This is a genomic window from Paraneptunicella aestuarii (assembly GCF_019900845.1).
Taxonomy (GTDB): domain Bacteria; phylum Pseudomonadota; class Gammaproteobacteria; order Enterobacterales; family Alteromonadaceae; genus Paraneptunicella; species Paraneptunicella aestuarii.
In genome coordinates this window covers 4,387,165-4,408,562 of the sequence record NZ_CP074570.1, presented here as the reverse complement: position 1 = coordinate 4,408,562, position 21,398 = coordinate 4,387,165, and the positions used below count along the sequence as shown (strand labels likewise).

Genomic DNA, 21,398 nt, shown 5'->3' with positions numbered 1-21,398 from the left:
TGTTATTTAGGAACCGAAAGATTATTGGATGTATTTTTTAACGCCATGCCTTTTCATTGCTTGAGTGGAAGTTTGAGGCTATCTTAGAACGTGTCGAGGCTGCTCATGACGGGTTTGAATAATGCAATTTCTCGTGGCTGAATCCTGATTATAATTCGATGATGAGAATGTTCTCTTGTCTTATTTTTCGTGCTACCAAAAAGAAATATGGTGATTTTATATTTTATGAATGTGCCATGTACATCAATAAAATAGAGGTGGAATAATTGCCTTGCATTAGAGGTGTTAAATAAAATCTTGTTTGAATGGCGAGATTTTTCATATGGCTTTTTTCAGCAACTCTTCAGTTAGATTTATTTTCAATAGAGTTACTATCTACGCATAAATTTCTTCGAGTTAGCTAAGCAAAATTTGATATCAAAGAGTTCTATTTGTTTGTGATGAAAACATTTCAAATAACGCATTGATATATCTATTTTTTGTATGCTAATTTTAGACAATTTTTAATTTCAGGTTAAATACATACTCATAAATAAAAAATTATTGAAATCCCTCATTTAAACCATGCTTGTTTCTACAATTCAAAATTATGCATGGGGATTTGTCATATATCTTTACTCCTCTTCTTACTTTCTACTTGATTTTGCTTTTAGTGAATCACTTCACCGCTAATGCATTGAGGGCTTTGGGGACGGTTTTTATTAAAAATGCAAATAAAACAAATGGTTAGCTTGGATTGGTAAAAAATATTAAACAAATTTCTTAATTCGTGGAGTGGTGTAGCTGGTAGTGGTTCGATCTTCTGTTGGCAAATTCATCAAAAAAGGTTGGGCTGGGAAAGCGTTCATAAGGTCATAGGTTGATCTGAATTTAAGGTATAGGAGCATTATTGTGGTTGCAGTAGTAACAGGTGATTTGGCTGGTTTATTTAATAGCTCGTTAAGCGCTCTTGGGCAAGCAGGAACTCATGGGCAAGCGCAAACCGGACAAAGCAGGGAGAGTGTCTATGTTAATGCCGCAACAGGGAACCTTATAATTCAAGGGCAGGATGAACGTCTGGCAGCCTTGGGAATGAATATTGGTGTCTTACGAACCTACAACAGTATGGGGACTTTTGAAGGGGACATTGATAACTGGCGATTAGGTTTCCTGAGTTCTATTTCATTGGAAGGTGAGTTGAATACGGTTGGAAGTAGTATTCGACGAATTACAGCTGATGGTTCAGCACAAATTTTTCATTATGATGAGAGCCTGGGTTATACCAGTGTGCAGGGTAGCGGTGCTCACGATAAGCTACAAATTGATGCGACTACTCAGGAAGTGACATATATTGAGGGATCAAGCCAAAATAGAATGCAGTATGCTTCACTTGCTTCTGGTGGAAAATTGCTGGCTATTTTGAATTGGGAGGGGAAGGGGCAGCATTTCAGTTATAGTGACACTACGGGTCTTCTTGAATCAATAATTACGGATACAGACACGAGTGTAGAAACCACTACCTTAACCTATAACTCAGATGGAAACCTGACAGCATTAGTCGTCGCAGAAGAAAATGAAGCATTAAGCATTTATGAGTATGAATACGATGACCAGAAACGCCTTACCGCTATTCTGGTTGATCTAAATCCCGGCGAAGTCGATTCTCCCATTTACGAAACACGCTACACCTATGTTTCTCCTGACAGCAAATTAATTCAAACTCTTAGCCAATCAGATGGTACCAGTTTAAGTTTTTCTTATGATAGCCAAAACAGGGTTGAGTCGATTACCAATGGTAATCAAGAGGAAACGAACTACAGTTACGTTGATACGGATACTACAAAAGTAATCGTTAACGGTAATACCTATACCTTTGATTTTGATAGTAAAGGGCAGTTAACTCAGAAATCAGTCTCTGTTAACGGGCAGGATGTTGCGACTCAATATGAATATGATGCATCAGGTAATGTTGTTTCTATTACTAATGGTTTGGGACTAAAAACGGAGTTTGGTTACGACGACCAGGGGAACGTAATTTGGGAACAAGATGCGTCTGGTAATCGCATTGAGCGATACTATGAAAATGAACTGAACCTATTACTTAAAGAAACTTTTTTTGCGGTGCCTGATCCTGACGGATTACAGGGTGTAGAGAGTGCAGCCGCTCCCCAGAGTATTCGGTATGTTTACCAGGATTCTACCAAGCAACTTCTTTATAAAATCTCTCCAGAAGGATATGTAACAGAGTATCGTTATAACAGCTTGAATCAGCTTTCAGATGAGATTATTTACAGAGCTGCTGATGCAAGTGAATTGATAGGTTCTTTGGGGGAAAATGATCATCCTTCCAGAGTTGATTTGGAGGCTTGGGTTGGCGAATTTGAAAACCGTGAATTTGCTCCTCACGACATTAGCTTAGTTTCTTATACTTATGATTTTAGAGGTAATCTTGCCTCAAGAACCGTTTTCAAAGAAGTGAATGTAGACGGTGAGGGAGTATCTCCTCAAGTCACCACTTTTACTTATGATGCTGCCGGAAGATTGTTGTCTGAAACAGACTCTACAGGTCATAGCAGAGCCTTTACCTATGATGGTTTGGGGCGCATAAAGACAGAAACGGCTCCAGATAATAGCCTGACTCAGTATGTTTACAGTGATGCACAGCAAAAAATATCCATTACCTCAGCTAACGGTTTCTTAACTACCCAAACTTATGATGATGCGGGTCGACTGATTCTAATTGAGTATGGTAAGGCCGGGTATGAATCTGCTTTAGGAAATGAAAAGTGGTTCTATGATGAGCAAGGTCGGGAAGTTGCCAGACAACATCAAAATGGCTCCTTCAGCTACAGTGTTTACGATGAAGCGAACAGGCTCAAATTTAGTATCGATGTAACCGGAGCAGTAACGCAATTTGTGTATGATGCCGCTGGCCAGGTGGTAAGAACCTTATCTTACGCCAATCTTGTCGACACATCTTCCTGGATGGACACCGAAATCCCGGTAATTTCATTGCCAGCCGATTTAAGTAACGCTGAAGGTAAAGACCGAGAAACCTGGCATTTTTATGATAATTCAGGTCTTAAAACCTATGATGTAGATGCTGCTGGCTATGTCACTGCATATCAATACAATGGTTTGGGACAAACCACTCAAACGACACGCTATGCTACAGCGATAACTATTCCAATTCAGGATTTAACTACCTCTCCTGCTATTACAACTCATGCGGAGGATCGTTCAACACAGTTTTATTACAACAGTTCAGGTCAGCTTTTGGCTGAAATGACAACTCATTCCTTTACGGATGAGGTGATTACACAGCGTGTTACAGAGTATTTTTATGATCGATCGGGCAATCTGATTGGTCAACTGACGTATCTTCAAGATACAGATGAACTTGTTGCTAATGCGGGAGATATTACTCAGGTTGTCTCGAAACTAAATGCCGATACAGATGCGCGTTTAGAACAATGGTTATATAACGGCGCTAATCAAGTCATTGCTCATATTGATGAGCAGGGTAAACAAGAGACCTTTACTTACAATAGTGATGGTCAATTAGAAACGTCAACTGAACATGCTGTGCGGTTTGCCTTAAATTGGTTGCTTGGTGATTTAGATGAATTGCCTGCCTACGATGCCAATACTGATTTTAGAACAACATACACTTACAACGAATCAGGTTTAATCAGCACTCAAACTCAGGCTCATAATGGCGCAGTGACCGAGTATTTTTACAATGATGTCGGGCAGAGAATAGGTACCAAAGTTGGTGAGCGTCAGACTTTAATCGAGCGAGATATTTTAGGGCGAGTTGTCACCAGTTTAAATGGTGAAGAGTCTGCTACGGTCACGGATATTACGGTCGAAAATATTGCAACCTTGGCGCAAAGTAAAGGTGCGCATCAGACTTGGGATAATCAAGGAAGGCTAATCAGCTCAACCGATGCAGAAGGCAATATCAATTATTTTTTCTATGATAGTGCCGACAGACTGAGCGCAGTCATTAATGCCTTGGGAGAAGTAGAGCAGTATGAGTTTAACGCGTTTGGTGAGTTGGTAAGCACACGAACCTATGCTAATCATTTAGCAATCAATGCTCTTGATGCTTCTGTTTTAGCCAGTGGTGATATTGGCGAGGTAGCGGTAAATCTATCTTCACTAGTCTCTGTTCAGGATACTGTTGTTGAACAAAGCTACACTAAGCGTGGATTGCTCGATATACAACAATCAAATGGCGGAAGTTGGATTGACAATGACTACAATGCTTTTGGTGAAGTGAAGCAATCTACCACCCTGCTATCAGATGGTCATCACCGAGTTGACAGCTACGGCTATAACTTGTCTGGCGGCCTTTCAAGCACTGTCATTGATACCCTTGGTGCATCCTTAACTCAACGAATTGAATACGATGCCTTTGGACGAGTAATTAAAGCAACAGATGCAAATGGTGTTGAAACGCATTACCAGTTTGATGATAAAGCGGGCAAAGTCATTCAATTAAAACAAGTACAGGGGCGTACTGAAAAGACTAGTGTTGAATACGATGTATTTGGGCGACAGGTTAAAGTTACCAATGCACTGAATAAAACAACAGTTACGCAATATGACAATGCTAATCGTAAGGAATTGGTTGTTGAGCCAAATGGTGATGGCACGGAAATTACCTACAATGCATATGGCGAAGTAACTGATATTAAAAAAGGCTCTGTCGTTGATGGGGTCTTGACGAGCGCATTAGAGCATACCCGCTTTGAATATGATAAAAACGGTAATCGCGTTAAAGAAATCTCAGGGTTTGGTTCCCCTGAGGCAATAACAACCGCCTACGTTTTTAATGATAATAATCAAAGAACGCATACCATAGTTGATCCTGATGGAGAAGCGTTAACAACAGAATACCGTTACGATGCTGCTGGCAGAGTAAAAGTGAGCATTAATGCATCAGGGTATGTTGCCCAGTATTTTTATGATGCTAAAGGTCAGTTGACTTATGTAATAGGTGAGGCGGATTCCGTAACTCACTACACTTACGACCTAAACGGTAGAAGAACATCACAGTCTGTTTATGTTGATTCATTGCGCCTGTACTTGGATAAGTCACTTACGGATCCATCTGAGGCTTTAGAGACTGAAAGTGTTGCTCCGGTCATTAATACGGTTGATGGCTGGGTACAACGTTTTTATCCAAACAATGTCACTGTTGACACTATTGAAAGCAATATAGCGGCGGCAGATAAGCGTACTCAATACTTTGTCTATGACAATGGTGGGCGTCAAATTTTAACTATAGATGCCGCAGGTGGAGTTAAGCAGAATGTCTTTGATGCTGCTGGAAGAGTTATTCAACAAAATCAGTATTCTAATGAGTTGGAGCTAACCGGAAGCCAGATTAATGACTTAATTGCAGGGCAATTGGATACCGTTGAGTTAGCGGCTTTATTACCCGCTGGTAACTCAAGCACCGATAAAATTACAGCCTCGGTATATGATGCCAATGGTCAAGTTCGTTTTAGTTTGCACAAAACGCTTGATGGAAAAGCAATTGTTAAAGAGAGCGTTTACGATGAAGCTGGACGGGTAATCAGAACCATTGCTTACTCTACACCAATTTCATTCAGTGGTGTTTACACCGAATCGCAAATTATAGCCTTAATTGACACCTCAGCTGCCGATCGAACAACGCAGTTTTATTATGACGAGGCCGGCAGACTTCGTTTTGAAATTAATAGCCTGAAAGGCATTACCGAGTATCAATATGATGCTGTCGGTCAGCTTCATAAAACACTTGTTTTTGATTTAGACAATATATCCATTTCAGGCGTATTTTCCAGCAAACTGAACAGTGGCACGCTTACTTATGATGATTTAAGTTCGGGTCAAACACCGTTAGGTAGTTTACCTGTGCAGTCTAATGCTCGAATCACAACAACTGAATATGATCGGGCAGGTCGAGTTTCAAGTATTGTTGATGCTGAAGGTAAAACCGAATCATGGACATACAACTCTGTAGGGCAGAAAGATACTTATACCAATAAAAAAGGTAACGTTTGGCATTATTACTATGATGGCGCAGGACGAGTTGCTCGCGAGATTGGCCCGGTTGTTGAAAATATTGGTGAGCAGAAAAACGGTTCAATTATTATTGTTGAAAATGCCCGTATTGTGCGAGAAATGGAATATGATTCGCTGGGTAATGTTACTCATATCACCAATGGATATGTCACTTCTAATACAGCCTCCTCACCGGTTCTCGACGCCAAAACATCGGTAATGGGATACGATGCTCAAGGACGCCAAACGCACATCTTTGAAGCTGCAACAACAGGCTCACCAAAAACAGTCTCTAAAGTTACATATAATGCATTGGGACAAGCCGTGGTTAATCACATTCAGGTAAATACCTTATCTGGAGTGAAGAATGTATACAGCTACAAGGTATATGATGAAGTTGGACGAGTCGCGTTTGATATTGATTCCGAGGGTTATGTAACTGAGTATCGATACGATGCTCTTGGTAATCAAACGCATATTGTTAGATACGAAAAGCAGATTAATCCAGGGTCAGGAGAAGAAATTGAAATAGGCGATATAGATGTCAGCACTCTGGGCAATAGCCGAGCTGTTGAAAACGCCTATGATACTTTGGGGCGTAAAACATCATCGAAACAGCCCGCCATTGTTTATGCTGAACTGGATTCTCAAGGAAACATCGCTACCAAGGTCGGGCAGCCTGAAACTGTACTTCGATACAATGCGTTTGGGGAACTTACCGAAAAGCTTGAAAGGCGTAATAGTGCGGAATGGAGTCGAGAATATTATTACTATGATAAGTTGGGCAATCGCACTCACTTCATTGATGCGGGTCAATATTTAACGGAATGGAAGTACAACGATTATGGCGAAGTCATTCAGGTCATTGAATATGCGGAGCCTTTGAGCAGCATACCGAGTTCCGGTAAGCCGAGCCCGGATAAAGTTGATGAACAGAGCGAATCGAAGAATCGTTACACTTCATTTGCATACGATAAATTAGGTCGTGTGAGATTTACGACTCAAAAAGACGTCGTATATCAGGCTGAGAATGCAGTCGTTAAATTTACTTACGACGATCAAATCGATAACAGCGTTACTGAAAACAGATATGATGAGCTGGGTAATGTGACCCATGTAATTAAAAATGGTCAACAAACCAGCACGGTTTATGATGCTCAAGGTAGTGTTATTTCTGTTAGTGCTGGCTTTGCTCAAGTGGTGACCAATAGCACAACGTTAAATTATGGTGCATTAGCTTCTTCACAGACATCAATTGAGCAGATTTCACACTATGTTACAGATGCTCATGGCAATGTTTTGCAAATCACTCAGGAAAGTGATGGTGATACTACCACTCAATCAATCCAGGATCGCGTTACCCGTCAGTTTTACAATGAAAATAATCAATTGGTTAAGCTAATTGATGCGGAAGGTAATATCACGGAGTTTGAGTATGACTTTGCTGGAAAGCAGATAAAAAGAACTCAGGCTTGGGAGGAGTACCAACACGAAGATACTAACTTCTTCCTATCTTCAAGAGAAATTCCTGAAGAGGGATTTACTGCAAGTGAACGGAATGACAAGTTACCTGCATGGTTGAACTTTGATTACCAGACCGGAATTTTGTCTGGAACTGCCACAGAACGGTTCCATGAGGAAGTCACACTAATTGTCACTGATGTTGCGGGTGATGTTGTATTCGAAGTGAAGTTCAGTGTCGAAGTTTTTGCAGGAATGCAGGTTAATGTCGATGTTAAAGGGCTCCAACCTGAATCAGGGAGTTGGGATAATGTTGATGTTCCAAAAACCATTTATAAAAAGGCGGTCACGAATTATGCCTACAATGATATAGGGCAGCAGACTTCTATTAGTTATCTGCGGTATGAAGGGGACAATCCAGCTTCATTGGATTTAGTTGCCAAAGAGGGCGGTGCGCAATTTGAATACAATGCCTATGGTGAAGTGGTCGCTAAAGGTGACCGATTCTTCAACAACACATCAGGAACAGCCACCCTTCAGGAACAATATAGATACAACGATGCCGGCTATCTCGAAGCTGGGCAAGGTCAGGATGGCATTAAAAGAGCTTATCTATACGATTTACAAGGTCATCGAGTTTGGCAAGGCAATACTAACTGGTCAGGGCAAGAACCTCAGGCATATAGTATTTCTCGTTCATACACCCAAACCAGTACAGTCCTATATGACGAGCTTGGTAGAGCTTTAAAGGAGTTTACCAAGGCAAATATTTATAATGCTATTGAAGACGAGAATACTCCGGAAATTGTCACAACCTCCCAAAAATATGACCGCTGGGGCAATGTCATCCAGGTGACCAATGCACATGGCGACACCTATAACTATGAATTTAACCATAACAACCAGTTGATAAAGGAAAGTCGCCCGCTTTCAAGACACGTTTCAGATGAAGGCGAAGAGTTCTATGCTCGTCCAGAATATCGTTACTACTATGATCTTGATGGGCGTTTGATTGCACGTATTGATGCCAATGGTAATGCTACTCATAGGCGCTACAATCAATCGGGATTATTGGCACAGGACATTGATGCAACAGGTGGAGTGACCCAGTATGGTTACAATATCTTTGACGAACAAGTAGCGGTTCAAGATGCTCTCGGTTTTATTAGGGTTCAAACGTTAGATCATTTAGGACGAGTTGTTGAGCAGGGTGACATAACTACCGATACCAACAATGCGGAATCTTATACTCGCCTGAAGGCTTGGCAATACAATGCTCTTGGACAGCGTGTTGTGGAAACCAATGCGGCAGGAGCCGAGTTCTACTACCGATACGATACTCAAGGTAATTTACTGCGTTCAAGAACACCGGAAAAAATAAGTATAAGTTATGAATATGACCGACGAGGAAATCGTACTGTTCAAAGGTATGACAATTTAGCCAACGCTAATGGTGCTAACAGCAATAAGGATATTAATACCTGGACTTATAACTATTACGGTCAAATGCAAAGCCTGAATGATTTAGGTGAAAATACCGTTCGTTACCAATATGACCAGAATGGTCAACTAAAAGAAGTGAAAATTGATCTGAAATCTGATGGAAAAATAGAGCAGATCAAAACTTATGAGAATGACTATGGCTCATTAATGTCCATTTCAAGCACCAATGGTTCTGGTGTTGATTCGGGTATATACAGTGAATTTGGTTATGACGAATTAGGGCGCGTTATTTTTGAGAAGCGCACCACCAAAAATACACTGGGTCAGTCTACCACTGAATATCTAACGACAGTTTATGATTCATTGGGAAGAATCGACAGTGTTACGGTAAGAGCACAAGGAGATAATACTGACGAAAAGATTCTGCTCTCTGCTATTCAGTATCACTACGATGCAATGGGCAACAGACGTTTGGTTCAGGCGTTTAACGGGTACAGCGGAAACTATGTTGTTGAGCAAAATCATTCCCCGGTTCTATTATCTGATTTTGAGGGATTTAGTTACCCTCCTGCTACAGCAAATGCAACAGAATACGAAGCCATTCTAGGGAATATTAACAACATCATATATGACGAAGATGGTGATATACCATCTGTAGTCTTATTGGATCAGGCCACACAACTTGAAATTAGCTGGTTACAAGCAAATATTGATGCTACCGGACAGTTAATTATTAGTTTAAAACCGGGTAATAAAGTACCGGTAGAATTAGCTAATTCACTGCAAGAGTTTGTTATTAAGGTACAGGACGGAAATACTAATTTCCCTGATAGTTTCACTATTATTCCATTCAAATTACCAGTTGTTCAGAATCAGGGTCCAAGATTTAAATCCGGGACTACAGGTTTTGATACTCCATTACTGGAACCTGGAACTGTTATTGACTATCACATTCAACTCGAAGATTTCATTGAAGACCCGGAAAACAACGCCATCAGTTTTAGCGTGGAAGTTGACGAAACAACCGGTTTTCCAAACGAGTGGCTTGAGTACGATTACGATGCATTGACGAAAACACTGTCAATTTCAACCAAGGCCGATCTGGTCGTTCCTGAGTTTGCAATTGGCGAAAGTTTTAAACTTCATGTGATTGCCACGGATGTAAATGCAACTCCCCTTACTACGGATTTTGAACTGGAGCTTACAGTTGATTCAGCATCTTTAATATTGCCTGATGAAGGACTTTACCTGAAAGAGGACGGCGTAAGTTTCATTGATCTGTTTGACTATTTTTCTGGTGGGGTAGAAGGCGTTGAATTTAAGATTGTAGACAGCTTGGAACCTAAAGCATTAATTCAAGAACCAGCTCTTGTTGGCAATATTATCAAAATTGATTCAAGCGCATTTATTACTCAAGCAACCCGTAATATTAATATTGAAATATATAAAAATGGAGAGTTTGTCAGTAGCACTCCTACAGATATAGAACTGCAAACTAGACCAAGAGTGGATCCCGGGCTGGTAGCAGAGCATTTATCTCCACTGAAACTGAGTTCATCTGGGCGCGGATTTTTCATGATGCCTGTTTTTCAGGACGCCAATTCAGATCCATTAGATTACTATTTTGAAGGTTTGGTTGAGCTTGGGTTAGACTTCGAAATCAAAGGTGTTAGTCCGGATCAAAAGCTTTACAAAGTTGAGTATTGGACCAATGATAAATGGCCAGGCAGCATAGCTGATGGAAAGCTCAAGATATTGGCAGAGCAAACCGATGACCCAACGATGAAAACAGAGTTGGTGGTGGATTTTGTCACACTGAATTTTGAGCCGGTACCGAGCAAACCAGCAACCTTTGAGGCCGATTTTGAACGTTGGGTAAATGGCCCACTTTCCAAAGTGGTAAGAGGCGAAGACTTTTATATTTGGTTCCCCAGATATATTGATATCGAAGGTCAGCAGGTTTCTTATAGCATCACAACAGATCCTGCCATTCCAGGGTTTAGTTTTGAAGAAACTGCTTTTGTTGATTCAATCAATCATAATCCGTTGATTCGATACACTGTGCCAAAGAGTGCCGCTAATGGACCAGTTGAATTTATTATTACTGTTTCTGATGGGCATAACTCAGTAGAGCATCGAGTTCAAAGTCAGATAGTTGAACCTACGTTTACTGTCAATGATGAGCTAACAAATATCACTATTGATTCCGATGACAGTATTGATGTTGATATCCATGATTTACTTACATTGGGAACGGGCGTTAACGTTCAGATCATTTCTTATTTTAATAGTGTTAAAGCGCCTTTCTATCTCGAAAATGGGCATTTAAAAGCGGATAAAGGAACTCTTACGCCTCAAACTTACGAAAACATTATTCGTATTGATGATAACTTTGGTAACAGGCACCTCTTCACTATAACGGTTAATGCGCTAGATATTAATTCTCCACCTAAACCTCAACCAATAGAGGTTTATAACTCAAGAATAGCTAACTTTATTTCCTCTCTAAGGCCTGGTGAAACTGGGTACTTCTGGTTGCCGTTATATGAAGATCTGGAAGGTCAGCCATTGGTGCATACGATTGATGTTGAACCTTCCGGAGTCTTGGAGTTAACGCCTGCGTATGTTGATGAAACGGAGAAGTTTCAGCGTTATAACTTTGTTGTGAAAGGTGAGGCCGGAACTCCTTTCGAGCTGTCTATCAATGCTTATGAAGAAGCAGATCCGACAGTAAAAGGTGAACCTGTTGTTATCAGTAACGGGAATATTGTTGCGGGTCATCACGAGGTGGTTTCAGTAGAGATCCTAAGACCGGATAGCATCATATTGAGTGATCTTATTCCTGAGTATGCAGATATGAGGGTTTTGGATACCAAATATAGCTTCATTACCTTTGATCAGGAAAACTTAACGCTTAATATCATTCCTGGCTTGTACGATGCCGTGCAAGATATATTTTCCATCAAAGTCGAAGAGATGAGTGGGGGGAATCCTACAGGACGATCTGAATTAGTAGAAATTGATTTAAGTGCGAATTTGCACTTATTGCCTCAACCCAAGTACCCAGCATATTTTGCCCAAGACTTCGCCACCTCTGTTTCACAGCCTCTTGCCAATGTGATGCAGGGTGAGGATTACTTTATATGGGTTCCTGAATATGCATCGCCTTCTGGTAATGCTATTCAGTTGAGTTTATTGCCTACCCCTTCCATTTCTGGATTTGCATCGAGTTTATCTGGTGAAACCAAGGTAGAGACTCGTGGAGTTGAAGATAACCCCATTGTATTTCGAAAGATCAACTACAAAATACCAGCAGGTGCGCCGCTGGGTAATATTGAGTTTTTATTAACTGTATCTGATGGTGTAGGTCAAAGAGTTGAACGTATTCAGAGCACCATCAATCCGGCTACTTTTAATGTCGTGAATTTGACTCATGATACTCCCGGAAACGTAGCAGTAAGTTGGGATGTACTAGCAGGGTTAAGTCCCAACAGTGGTGTTAGTTTGTCGTTGTTGGAATTAATCGATCCGCCCGCCGGACTAAGCATCCAAAACAACACCATTGTAGGTACGTTAACCAATCCAGTTTTGGGGCCCAATAATTTCAAAGTGGTGGTGACTGATAGCGTAGGTAACAGTACCAAACTGCTTGTTACCTTGCAGGTGGGTGAAGACTACATACCGCCTCCTCCGCCAGCTTGGGAAGGTGCGACTGACCTGACATGGCTTGAAAATCAATATCAGGAAATCAGTGTTGCAGATAGAGTGACAGGAACCGGGCCATTTACTTTTACCACTGGTGATGTTTTACCGGATGGTATCACTCTTTCTGAGGATGGATTATTTTACGGACAGCCCGATTTTGAATCTTCTGGTGCACATCCTATAACTATTATCGTTACAGACTCGTTGGGACAAACAAAAGAGCAAGCGTTTACTATCAACATCACCGATGTAAATCGAAATGTGACACCTCCGAGTCATGCATCATTAGTGCAGGCTATTCGGAGTCAAATGCAGAATCTTTCTCCAGGTCAAACAGGAAGCTTTACTTTCCCTGCGTGGACAGACCCGGACGGTGATCAAATTTATTATACTGCCAGCGGCGGTGGACTGAGCTTTACAACGGATTACGCTAACACTACAACAGAGACTGTTACGGTTGATTTTGTTGTACCCAGTGGCATTACCGCTTCGTATGACTTTACCATTACGATTGAGGCAACAGATAATAAGGGGGCTTCCAGTTCATTATCGGTCACGGGGAACTCGGTTACTTATGTGAATATAGTCCCTGTTTGGAGTCCAATTCCCACTCAATACTTCAAAGAAGGGCAATACAAGTCAGTATCTTTAGCGGGTTATGCGTCAGATGATGAGAGTCTCGTATTTGGAGCATTGAATTTGCCTGCTGGGATGACGCTTACGTCAGCAGGGGTATTGCAAGGTTCGCCATATAGTACAACTGCGGGCAATCACACTATTCATATCTTGGCTACCGACGCTTCTGGCAATAGTACCGGGACAACTTTTACCCTGTCGATTGAAAACACTAATCAGGGGCCGAGTTGGAATCCTATTACTACCAGATATGGTGAAGCAGCTAAATCATTTAGTTTTAATGTTTCACCTTATGCTTATGATAACGATGGGGAAACGTTAACCTTCTCTTCGCCTAATTTGCCGTCCGGATTAACCATGTCAACCAGTGGTCTAATTTCAGGAACTTTAGGCTCTGCTTTGTCTGGAAATTACACCATAACTGCTGTTGCGAGAGATCCGTCTGGTAGCACCGCAACGATTAATTTCACACTCAATGTTACACCCGTAAACAAAGCGCCAATATGGGTTAACATCCCGGCTCAAACCGCGACTGAGGGGGAGACATTTCGGTTAAATGTTAGCGCATATGCTTCAGATCCTGAGCATGGAGCCTTAACCTATAGCTCACCAAGCTTGCCATCAGGTTTAAGTATTTCCAGCTCTGGAGTGATTTCAGGAACCCCAACGGCCAGTGCTGTGGGTAACCATACCATTACTGTAGTTGCCACAGATCCGAAAGGAGCAACTGCAAGTAAGCAGTTTTCACTGGCAATTGCTGCCAAGCCCGTAAATAAAGCCCCGACTTGGACAGGGACTAATCACTACTACTTAACAGAAGGCGTGTCCTTCAATATTAATTTAGGGAGTTTGGCGACTGACCCGGAAGGCCACAGCATCACCTTTTCCTCCACTTCTTTGCCGTCAGGAATAAGTATTTCCAGTAGCGGAACATTTAGCGGTACTCCAGCTGTAGGTACGGCTGGTTCCTACGGATTTACAGTGACGGCTACGGATCAATATGGAGCACAATCAAGTAAGACGTTTGGTTTGACTGTAAGCAACGGAAACCGATTACCATATCAGGCAACTTCGGGTGATGCAGAGTCTCGTATCCAAAAGGCGTTGAATAATGTCACACCGGGTAGCTCTGGTGTCTTCTATTTAAATAAATGGCTCGACAGTGATAACGACTCACTGAGTTATTCTCTCAGCTCAAGTAAAGGAATCAGTTTTAGTATAGGGGCTCCCAATCCATTGACAGGGTCAATGCCTGTTAGTTATAGCGTTCCCAGTAATGCTTCCGGTACTTTTTCTGTTACTTTGACTGTAAGTGATGGCACAGGAACCTCATCTGTATCCGTTAGTGGTTTATCTATAGGTTCTGGTGGAGGCGCTTCTGCTTACTCGACCTTTGCAAGTGCTCCGAGCCTCAGTTCATTCTCACAACTGTTATCACCATCGTCTGTTGTGACTCAAAGTATTGCTACTCAGCAGATGCTTGAGACCACCACCTCTGCTCTTACCGGAGGAACAGGAGATGATACATTCTACTTCAACTTAGGCGATGGTCATCAAACGCTTAGTGACGATGGCGGTGTAGATACATTGGTCTTTGGCGCAGGCATTACTAAAGATGTCATCACTTTTGTTGCTAACCAAGACAAACTGATTATCAATATTTCAGCAACCGATAGTATTACCGTTGAGAATTGGGTGCAAAACGGTTTACCTGCAATAGAGAGTATCCAATTTGATAATGGAGATATCTTATCCAGTTCAGATATTCTTCAAAGACTTCAACTTACCGCTACCGATGGTGACGATACGGTTGATGTAAGTAATCTTGCCAGGAACCTGAGTTACACCGGGGGCATTGGAAACGATACTATTTATAGCGGTACAGGTAATGATCGTTTCTATTTCAACTTAGGTGATGGACACGATGTTATTTCTGACACTTCGGGTATCGAACTCTTGTTCTTTGGTGAAGGGATTACTACGGACGACATCACATTTTCAGTCAGCGGAGATGATTTGGTTATTACCTTATCTGCGAATGACTCTATTACATTTAAAAACTGGATCCAGGAAGGAAAGATTGCTTTAGAAGGCATTAGTTTCAATGATGGAAGCTATATTTCCGACAAGCGTATCGGTCAAATATTGCGTATTCAGGGAACCGATGGTGACGATATTCTCGATTATTCTCATGCTAATACCGAACTTCATTATGTTGGCGGAAAGGGCAACGACACCATTCATGGGGGAACCGATCTTGATAAGTTTCACTTTAATGTCGGTGATGGGCATGATGTCATTACCGATCTTGGTGGGATTGATATTATCTATTTCGGAACCGGGATTAACAAAGATGCCTTAACGTTTACTGTTGATGCTAATGATTTGGTTATTCATATTTCTGCCACTGACAGCATTACAGTTAAGGATTGGTTGCAAGATGGCAAGGTTAGAATAGAAGGCTTGTCCTTTGCCGATGGTGGTTATTTCAGTGACCGCGCCATAAGTCAGCGCGTACAGTTTGTTGTCACAGACGGTGATGATGTAATCGATCTTAGCCATGCTCAAACCGATCTAAATCACACAGCAGGTAAAGGTAACGATACCATTCATGGTGGAAGCAGTTTTGATCATTACTACTTCAATGTGAGCGACGGCCATGATGTTATCTCTGATGCTGGAGGGTCCGATGTTATTCATTTCGGAACGGGCATCAATAAAGATGCTTTAACCTTCAATGTTGATGCTAATGATTTGGTTATTCATATTTCTGCTACCGACAGCATTACGGTTAAGGATTGGCTGCAAGATGGCAAGGTAAGAATAGAAGGCTTGTCCTTTGCCGACGGAGGTTACTTCACAGACCGTTCCATAAGTCAGCGTGTACAGTTTGCTGTGACAGATGGTGATGATGTCATTGATCTCAGTCATGCTCAAACCGATTTGAATCACACAGCAGGTAAAGGTAACGACACCATTCACGGCGGAAGTAGTTTTGATCATTACTACTTTAATGTGGGCGATGGTCATGACCTTATCACTGATGCAGGAGGTTCCGACGTTATTCACTTCGGGCCGGGTATTTTGAAAGATGCATTGACCTATACTGCTGATGGCGAAAATTTGGTGATTCATATTTCTGATAATGACAGCATCACCATAAAGAACTGGTTACAAGATGGTTTAGTTGTTATCGAGGGGCTTTCGTTTGATAACGGTGATTATGAAACTGGAAACGGTATAGCACGTAACTTAAGCATTGTTGGAACAGACGGTGATGACGTCATTGACCTGAGTTCGGCTCAGGTGAACCTCAAGTTTGATGGTAGCTTAGGTGATGACACCCTGATCGGGGGAGCTGGGCACGATGAGTATACCTATCGTTTAGGTGATGGTCATGACACTATTTCAGACGTTAGTGGATTAAACGTGATCCGCATGATGGACTTTAACAAGCAAGACTTGCGTTTTGTGCGTTATGGGGACGACTTGCTCATTCGTTTTAACAACACATCGGGTAGTGTTCGAATTCAAAATTGGCTTACCGACCCTAATGCGCAAAGTTTTAGTTTGGTTATTACTGATTACACTTTAAAGCCCGAGCACATCACTCCCTTACTTGAAGATAATTTAGCACCGGTTTATGTCGGTGATGAAGCCTTCACCATTGAGGCGGGTAGCTTTGTTCGTATACCCGTAACTTTTATTGATCCTGAAGAAGTCAGTCTTAGCCTTCAAGCTACTAATGTACCCGAGTGGTTAACCTGGGATCCGCAAAATTCTGAGCTTTATGGCAATGTGCCATCAGAGTTTGAAGGACAAGTAAATGTGAACGTAACAGCAATTGATACTTTGGGTGAAACAGCTGCTGTTACGCTTAATCTTACTGTTGCCAAACCCAGAGAAGCGGTAATTACCAGTATCGATATGGCGCCGCAAACTGTAGGCTATCAGGATGTTGTTAGTATTGATGTGGCAGGCTACTTTGCCGATCTGGTTGGTAGCCCTGATATTACTGTAGAAGTTAAAAATGCCAATGGCATATATCAAGTGGCAGGTAGTGAATACTGGTTACAAGTTGTCAATGGTGAGCTCGTTGGTACCGCGAGTATCGAGCACGTTACCGATAAGCCTCTGGAACTTCGAGTTACAGCAACAGATGAGTTGGGAGATCGGGTTGAAGTAGAAACACAGCTTAGGGTTGAGGGGCCATTTGCTAAAAAGCCACCTACAATTGAAGCCGTTGCTACAAAAGAGTTTGTTCTCGATGTTAGTCAATACTTCAAAGGCTTGAGTGAAAATGCCTCTTACGGCATTCGAATCGAAGCTCCAGCGGCGGCTCCTGCAGCGTTAAGTGTACAAACTGCAGGGGGTAATAGCTTAAGTGAGCCAGCGTTGGATTATAACGCGTTGCTATCAACTTCGAGTTTAGTAACAGCGAATGAGGTGAGTTTTCTTTCAAGCAGTGAACCTACTGTTCAAAGCACAACCAGTCAAAGCACGACTTTCGTAGACATACCTGAAGAATACCAGACATGGTTAACCTTTGATCCTCAAACGGGGTTACTAACAGGAACCCCACCTGCGGAGCTTGTCGCGAATCTGGTTGTCGAATTTAGTGCGCAAGATGGTGAGATCACCTTAACTACGTCAACCAATTTGGACATTGATGAAAATGCAAAAGTAGAGGAGTACTGGTTCACTTACGATGCGGCAAATCGCGTTACTATCGATAGTGGTGCAATGCTCGATGGAACAATTGTTTTAGGTACAACGGGGCAATACCTTGAATACGATGCTGCAGGTCGAAATAATCTAATAATTAGTGCTGGTGGCTATAAAGCGACTTACATGGATTATAACCAACGTGGTCAGCTCACAGATGCCTTTAGCACAATATGGAATTTCTCTAAGGAAAACCTGACTAAAGTTGGTTCAACTAATATCGACTACTACAGCGATCGTTTGCTTAACCCCGGCATGTCTGCGGAAAACTATGTCCAAAGCAAACGTCATATTCAAACGGTGCAGCATAGCTATAACAATCTGGGACAAGTCACAGAAACTCAGAACTATTATTCTGAAGGCAAAGAGCAGGAAATTCGGTATTTTACTGGTGAAACAGATGATACCGAGCATCCAGAATACGAGTCTATTTGGATTGATGTTGCTGGTTTTAAAGCTGATCGACAAGTCTTCGACTACAACGCCGATGGCAAGCTAAATTCCACGACGACTTATGGGATGAAACTGAGTGCTTGGGGCACTTGGGAATCTCGTAATCGCAATTTTGTGCTTGATCTGCATGGCGGGTTTGAAGTCGATGGTACATGGGAAGAGAAGACCTTCCTGGCACAAAACTATTCTCAATTTACCTTGACAACAAGTGAAGCCGAACACACTAAATTAAGAAAAGACCATCAAGTTTATGATGGAGTTGGGCGCTTACAAACCGTTACTAACCAGCAATATCAAATTTCGGGAGTGGATACCAAGTCGTACAGTTACGAGTATGAAGGCCGCGAGCAATATCTGGAAAAATTGGTATCAGGAGTTGGTATACCAACAAACAGTAATGAAGGTGCAAGTTATCTTCCGGGAGAGTCAAAGAGCCATTACGATGCAGAGGGCAACCGCATAGCGGTTGAGTCCTATTTATTGAACAAGGATGGAAAAAGGGATAAAGATAGCGAGATTTCTGCTCGCCATTTTGACTACAGTGCAAGTGGCAATTTGGTTAAAAAACAGTCAGGCACTCAAACCAATGCGATTAGTAGTTACGTTACTCCAACGGCAGCTTCATTAGGGTTTAAAGAAGGTAGAATATCGCCAAGTCATTATTTATATGCCAATAACCAATATCTGGGTGAATTTAATGAAGATGGTGAGGTAAATATTAGACATCAACACTTTGAAAGTGTTGATCCTGGTAATGTTGGTTCGTCTTCTCGTTTTACTGTGCAACCTGGTCAGAATTTGCGTCAAATTGCGACGTTGTTCTACGGTAACGCCGATTATTGGTACATCATTGCAGATGCCAATGGCCTCGATGCTGATGGTGCTAGTGAATTGACCGAAGGTCAGTTGCTGGAAATTCCAGAGCGTCAAACCAATGAAAACCGGTTTGATGTGTTTAAGCCTGACAACATCATCGACAAGATTGGAAGTACGGCAGCCCCGCTTGCTTATGTGCCACCGCCTCAAGAGGCTGGATGTAATATGGTGGCGACCCTGCTCATTGTAGCTGTAGCCATTGTCGTAACGGTTGCAACTGCTGGTGCTTTGGCTGCGGCATCTGGTCAGAGTATTTGGGCGGCAGGAGCTACTGCATTGAGTGGTGGAGCGGGAGTTACAGGTGCTGTTGCAGCTGGTGTGGGTGGATTTGTTGGTTCATTAGCTGGACAAGCTACAGGAATAGCTTTGGGGGTTCAAAGCGGATTTGACTTAAAAGGAGCGTTTGTTTCTGGCTTGACTGCTGGGATCACTGCGGGTGCTGGTAGCTACCTCAGAGGTGCTGAATGGGCTTTTGAAGCAGGCAAGTTTACTGAGGTAGGTAAAGCTGCGCTGGCTGCAACAAGTGCAATATCAAGTGCAGCTGCTAACAAACTTGTGGGAAGACCAAGTGGATTTTCATGGGCAAATGTCGCAGTAGCGGCTGGAACTGCAGCGATAGCCTCACATTGGAACCTTGACGGAGGTCCAATATCGGAAGGAGGGCTATTAAGCGATGAATTTGCTTCAGATATCGCAGGAGGCTTCGCCAGAGCCGGTATTAGCTATGGAATTAAGAAAGGCTTTTTCAACAAGGGAAGTTGGAACTTTGAGAATGTCGCTACCGATGTATTTGGCAATGCGATTGGGAATAGTATTGTTAGGACAAGCCAAAAAACCGCAACTCCTAAAATGTCTAAGGAAGATTTGCTCGCATCAACTCAGCTTAGCGATCTATACAGTGGTGCAATAAGTGATACTGATACTGTTCAGCAGTTGATGGAGCGTTTCGGCATTAGTGAAATTCCTAGTCATATTGGCACTGAGCTGAGTACGGATCCTGAAAAATTGGCGCTACTTGATGAGGTGATGCAGCAAAAGCCGGATTTATCTTATGAGGAAGCCAGCCAGGTTGCGAATTTGCTGGATGCAAAACGCGATGTTGATGATATCAATAGTATGTTGGCTAGCGTGTCTTCTGATACCAAGGGGTATGATACTCTACTAAGAACTTCGAAATTACTATCCACCATGCTTATCAATAAAGACGTGTATTTTGATAGCTCGTTAACTGTAAGTATGGCTAATGGCAATGAAGTTTCATTGCTACCTACAGGTATTAGCCGGGTTACCGGAAGTGACTTATATGCCTTATCAGGCTTTAAGGATTCTGACTTTGTAGATAAGACAACTGGCTATTTCGGAGCATTGTACCGTAATAACAGTATTACCAATGGTGCCGCACAGTATATTTATGCAAACCGAGGGACGGATACAGGTATTGACTGGGTAACTAATATTGCTGATGGGATGGGCTTTGCCACTAAGCAATTTACTAAGGCGCTAGGTTTGGCGGACGCTTTTGCATTAAATGATAAGTTGAATGGCAATATTGAGTTTACGGGTCACTCATTGGGAGGTGGTTTAGCTGCTGCCCAATCATTGAGAACAGGTTTTAACTCTATAACTCTCAATGCAAAGGGATTAAGCGATTCAACCATAAGCCGTCATCACCTCAATGTTGGATACAGTGACCGTATTGCAGCATTTAACTTACAAGGGGAAATATTGTCATCAACTCAAGATAGTTGGTTAGTGGAAGGAGCCCTTAAACCTGCAGGAACATTACTGAAGAATATTGTGGCTACTGGGAATATGTTGATTGATTTTGTTTCCGGTGATCAGGTTGATACGGATGCTTTTGGTGTCATGTCGTTAGACTCTGCCTATGGGAATAGAGAGGTTCTTTCATCATATAATTTTGATGGCACACAAATGAGTAGCTACCAACGTATAGCCAATACTTTGGATTTACATGGAATGGACTATATTATTTCTTCCACACGTTATGCGTTGCACAACGGTCAATTAACCGCAGATATGTTGAAACACATTCGAATTTAACG

Annotated in this window: 1 protein-coding gene; it reads left to right on the top strand. The window is 42.0% G+C overall.

What is annotated here, in order from left to right; all coding sequences use genetic code 11:
- Positions 1-891: 891 nt before the first annotated feature.
- Positions 892-21,396, top strand: a complete 20,505-nt coding sequence (locus tag KIH87_RS17115) for a putative Ig domain-containing protein (protein WP_232359073.1) — start codon at positions 892-894, stop codon at positions 21,394-21,396.
- Positions 21,397-21,398: the final 2 nt, after the last annotated feature.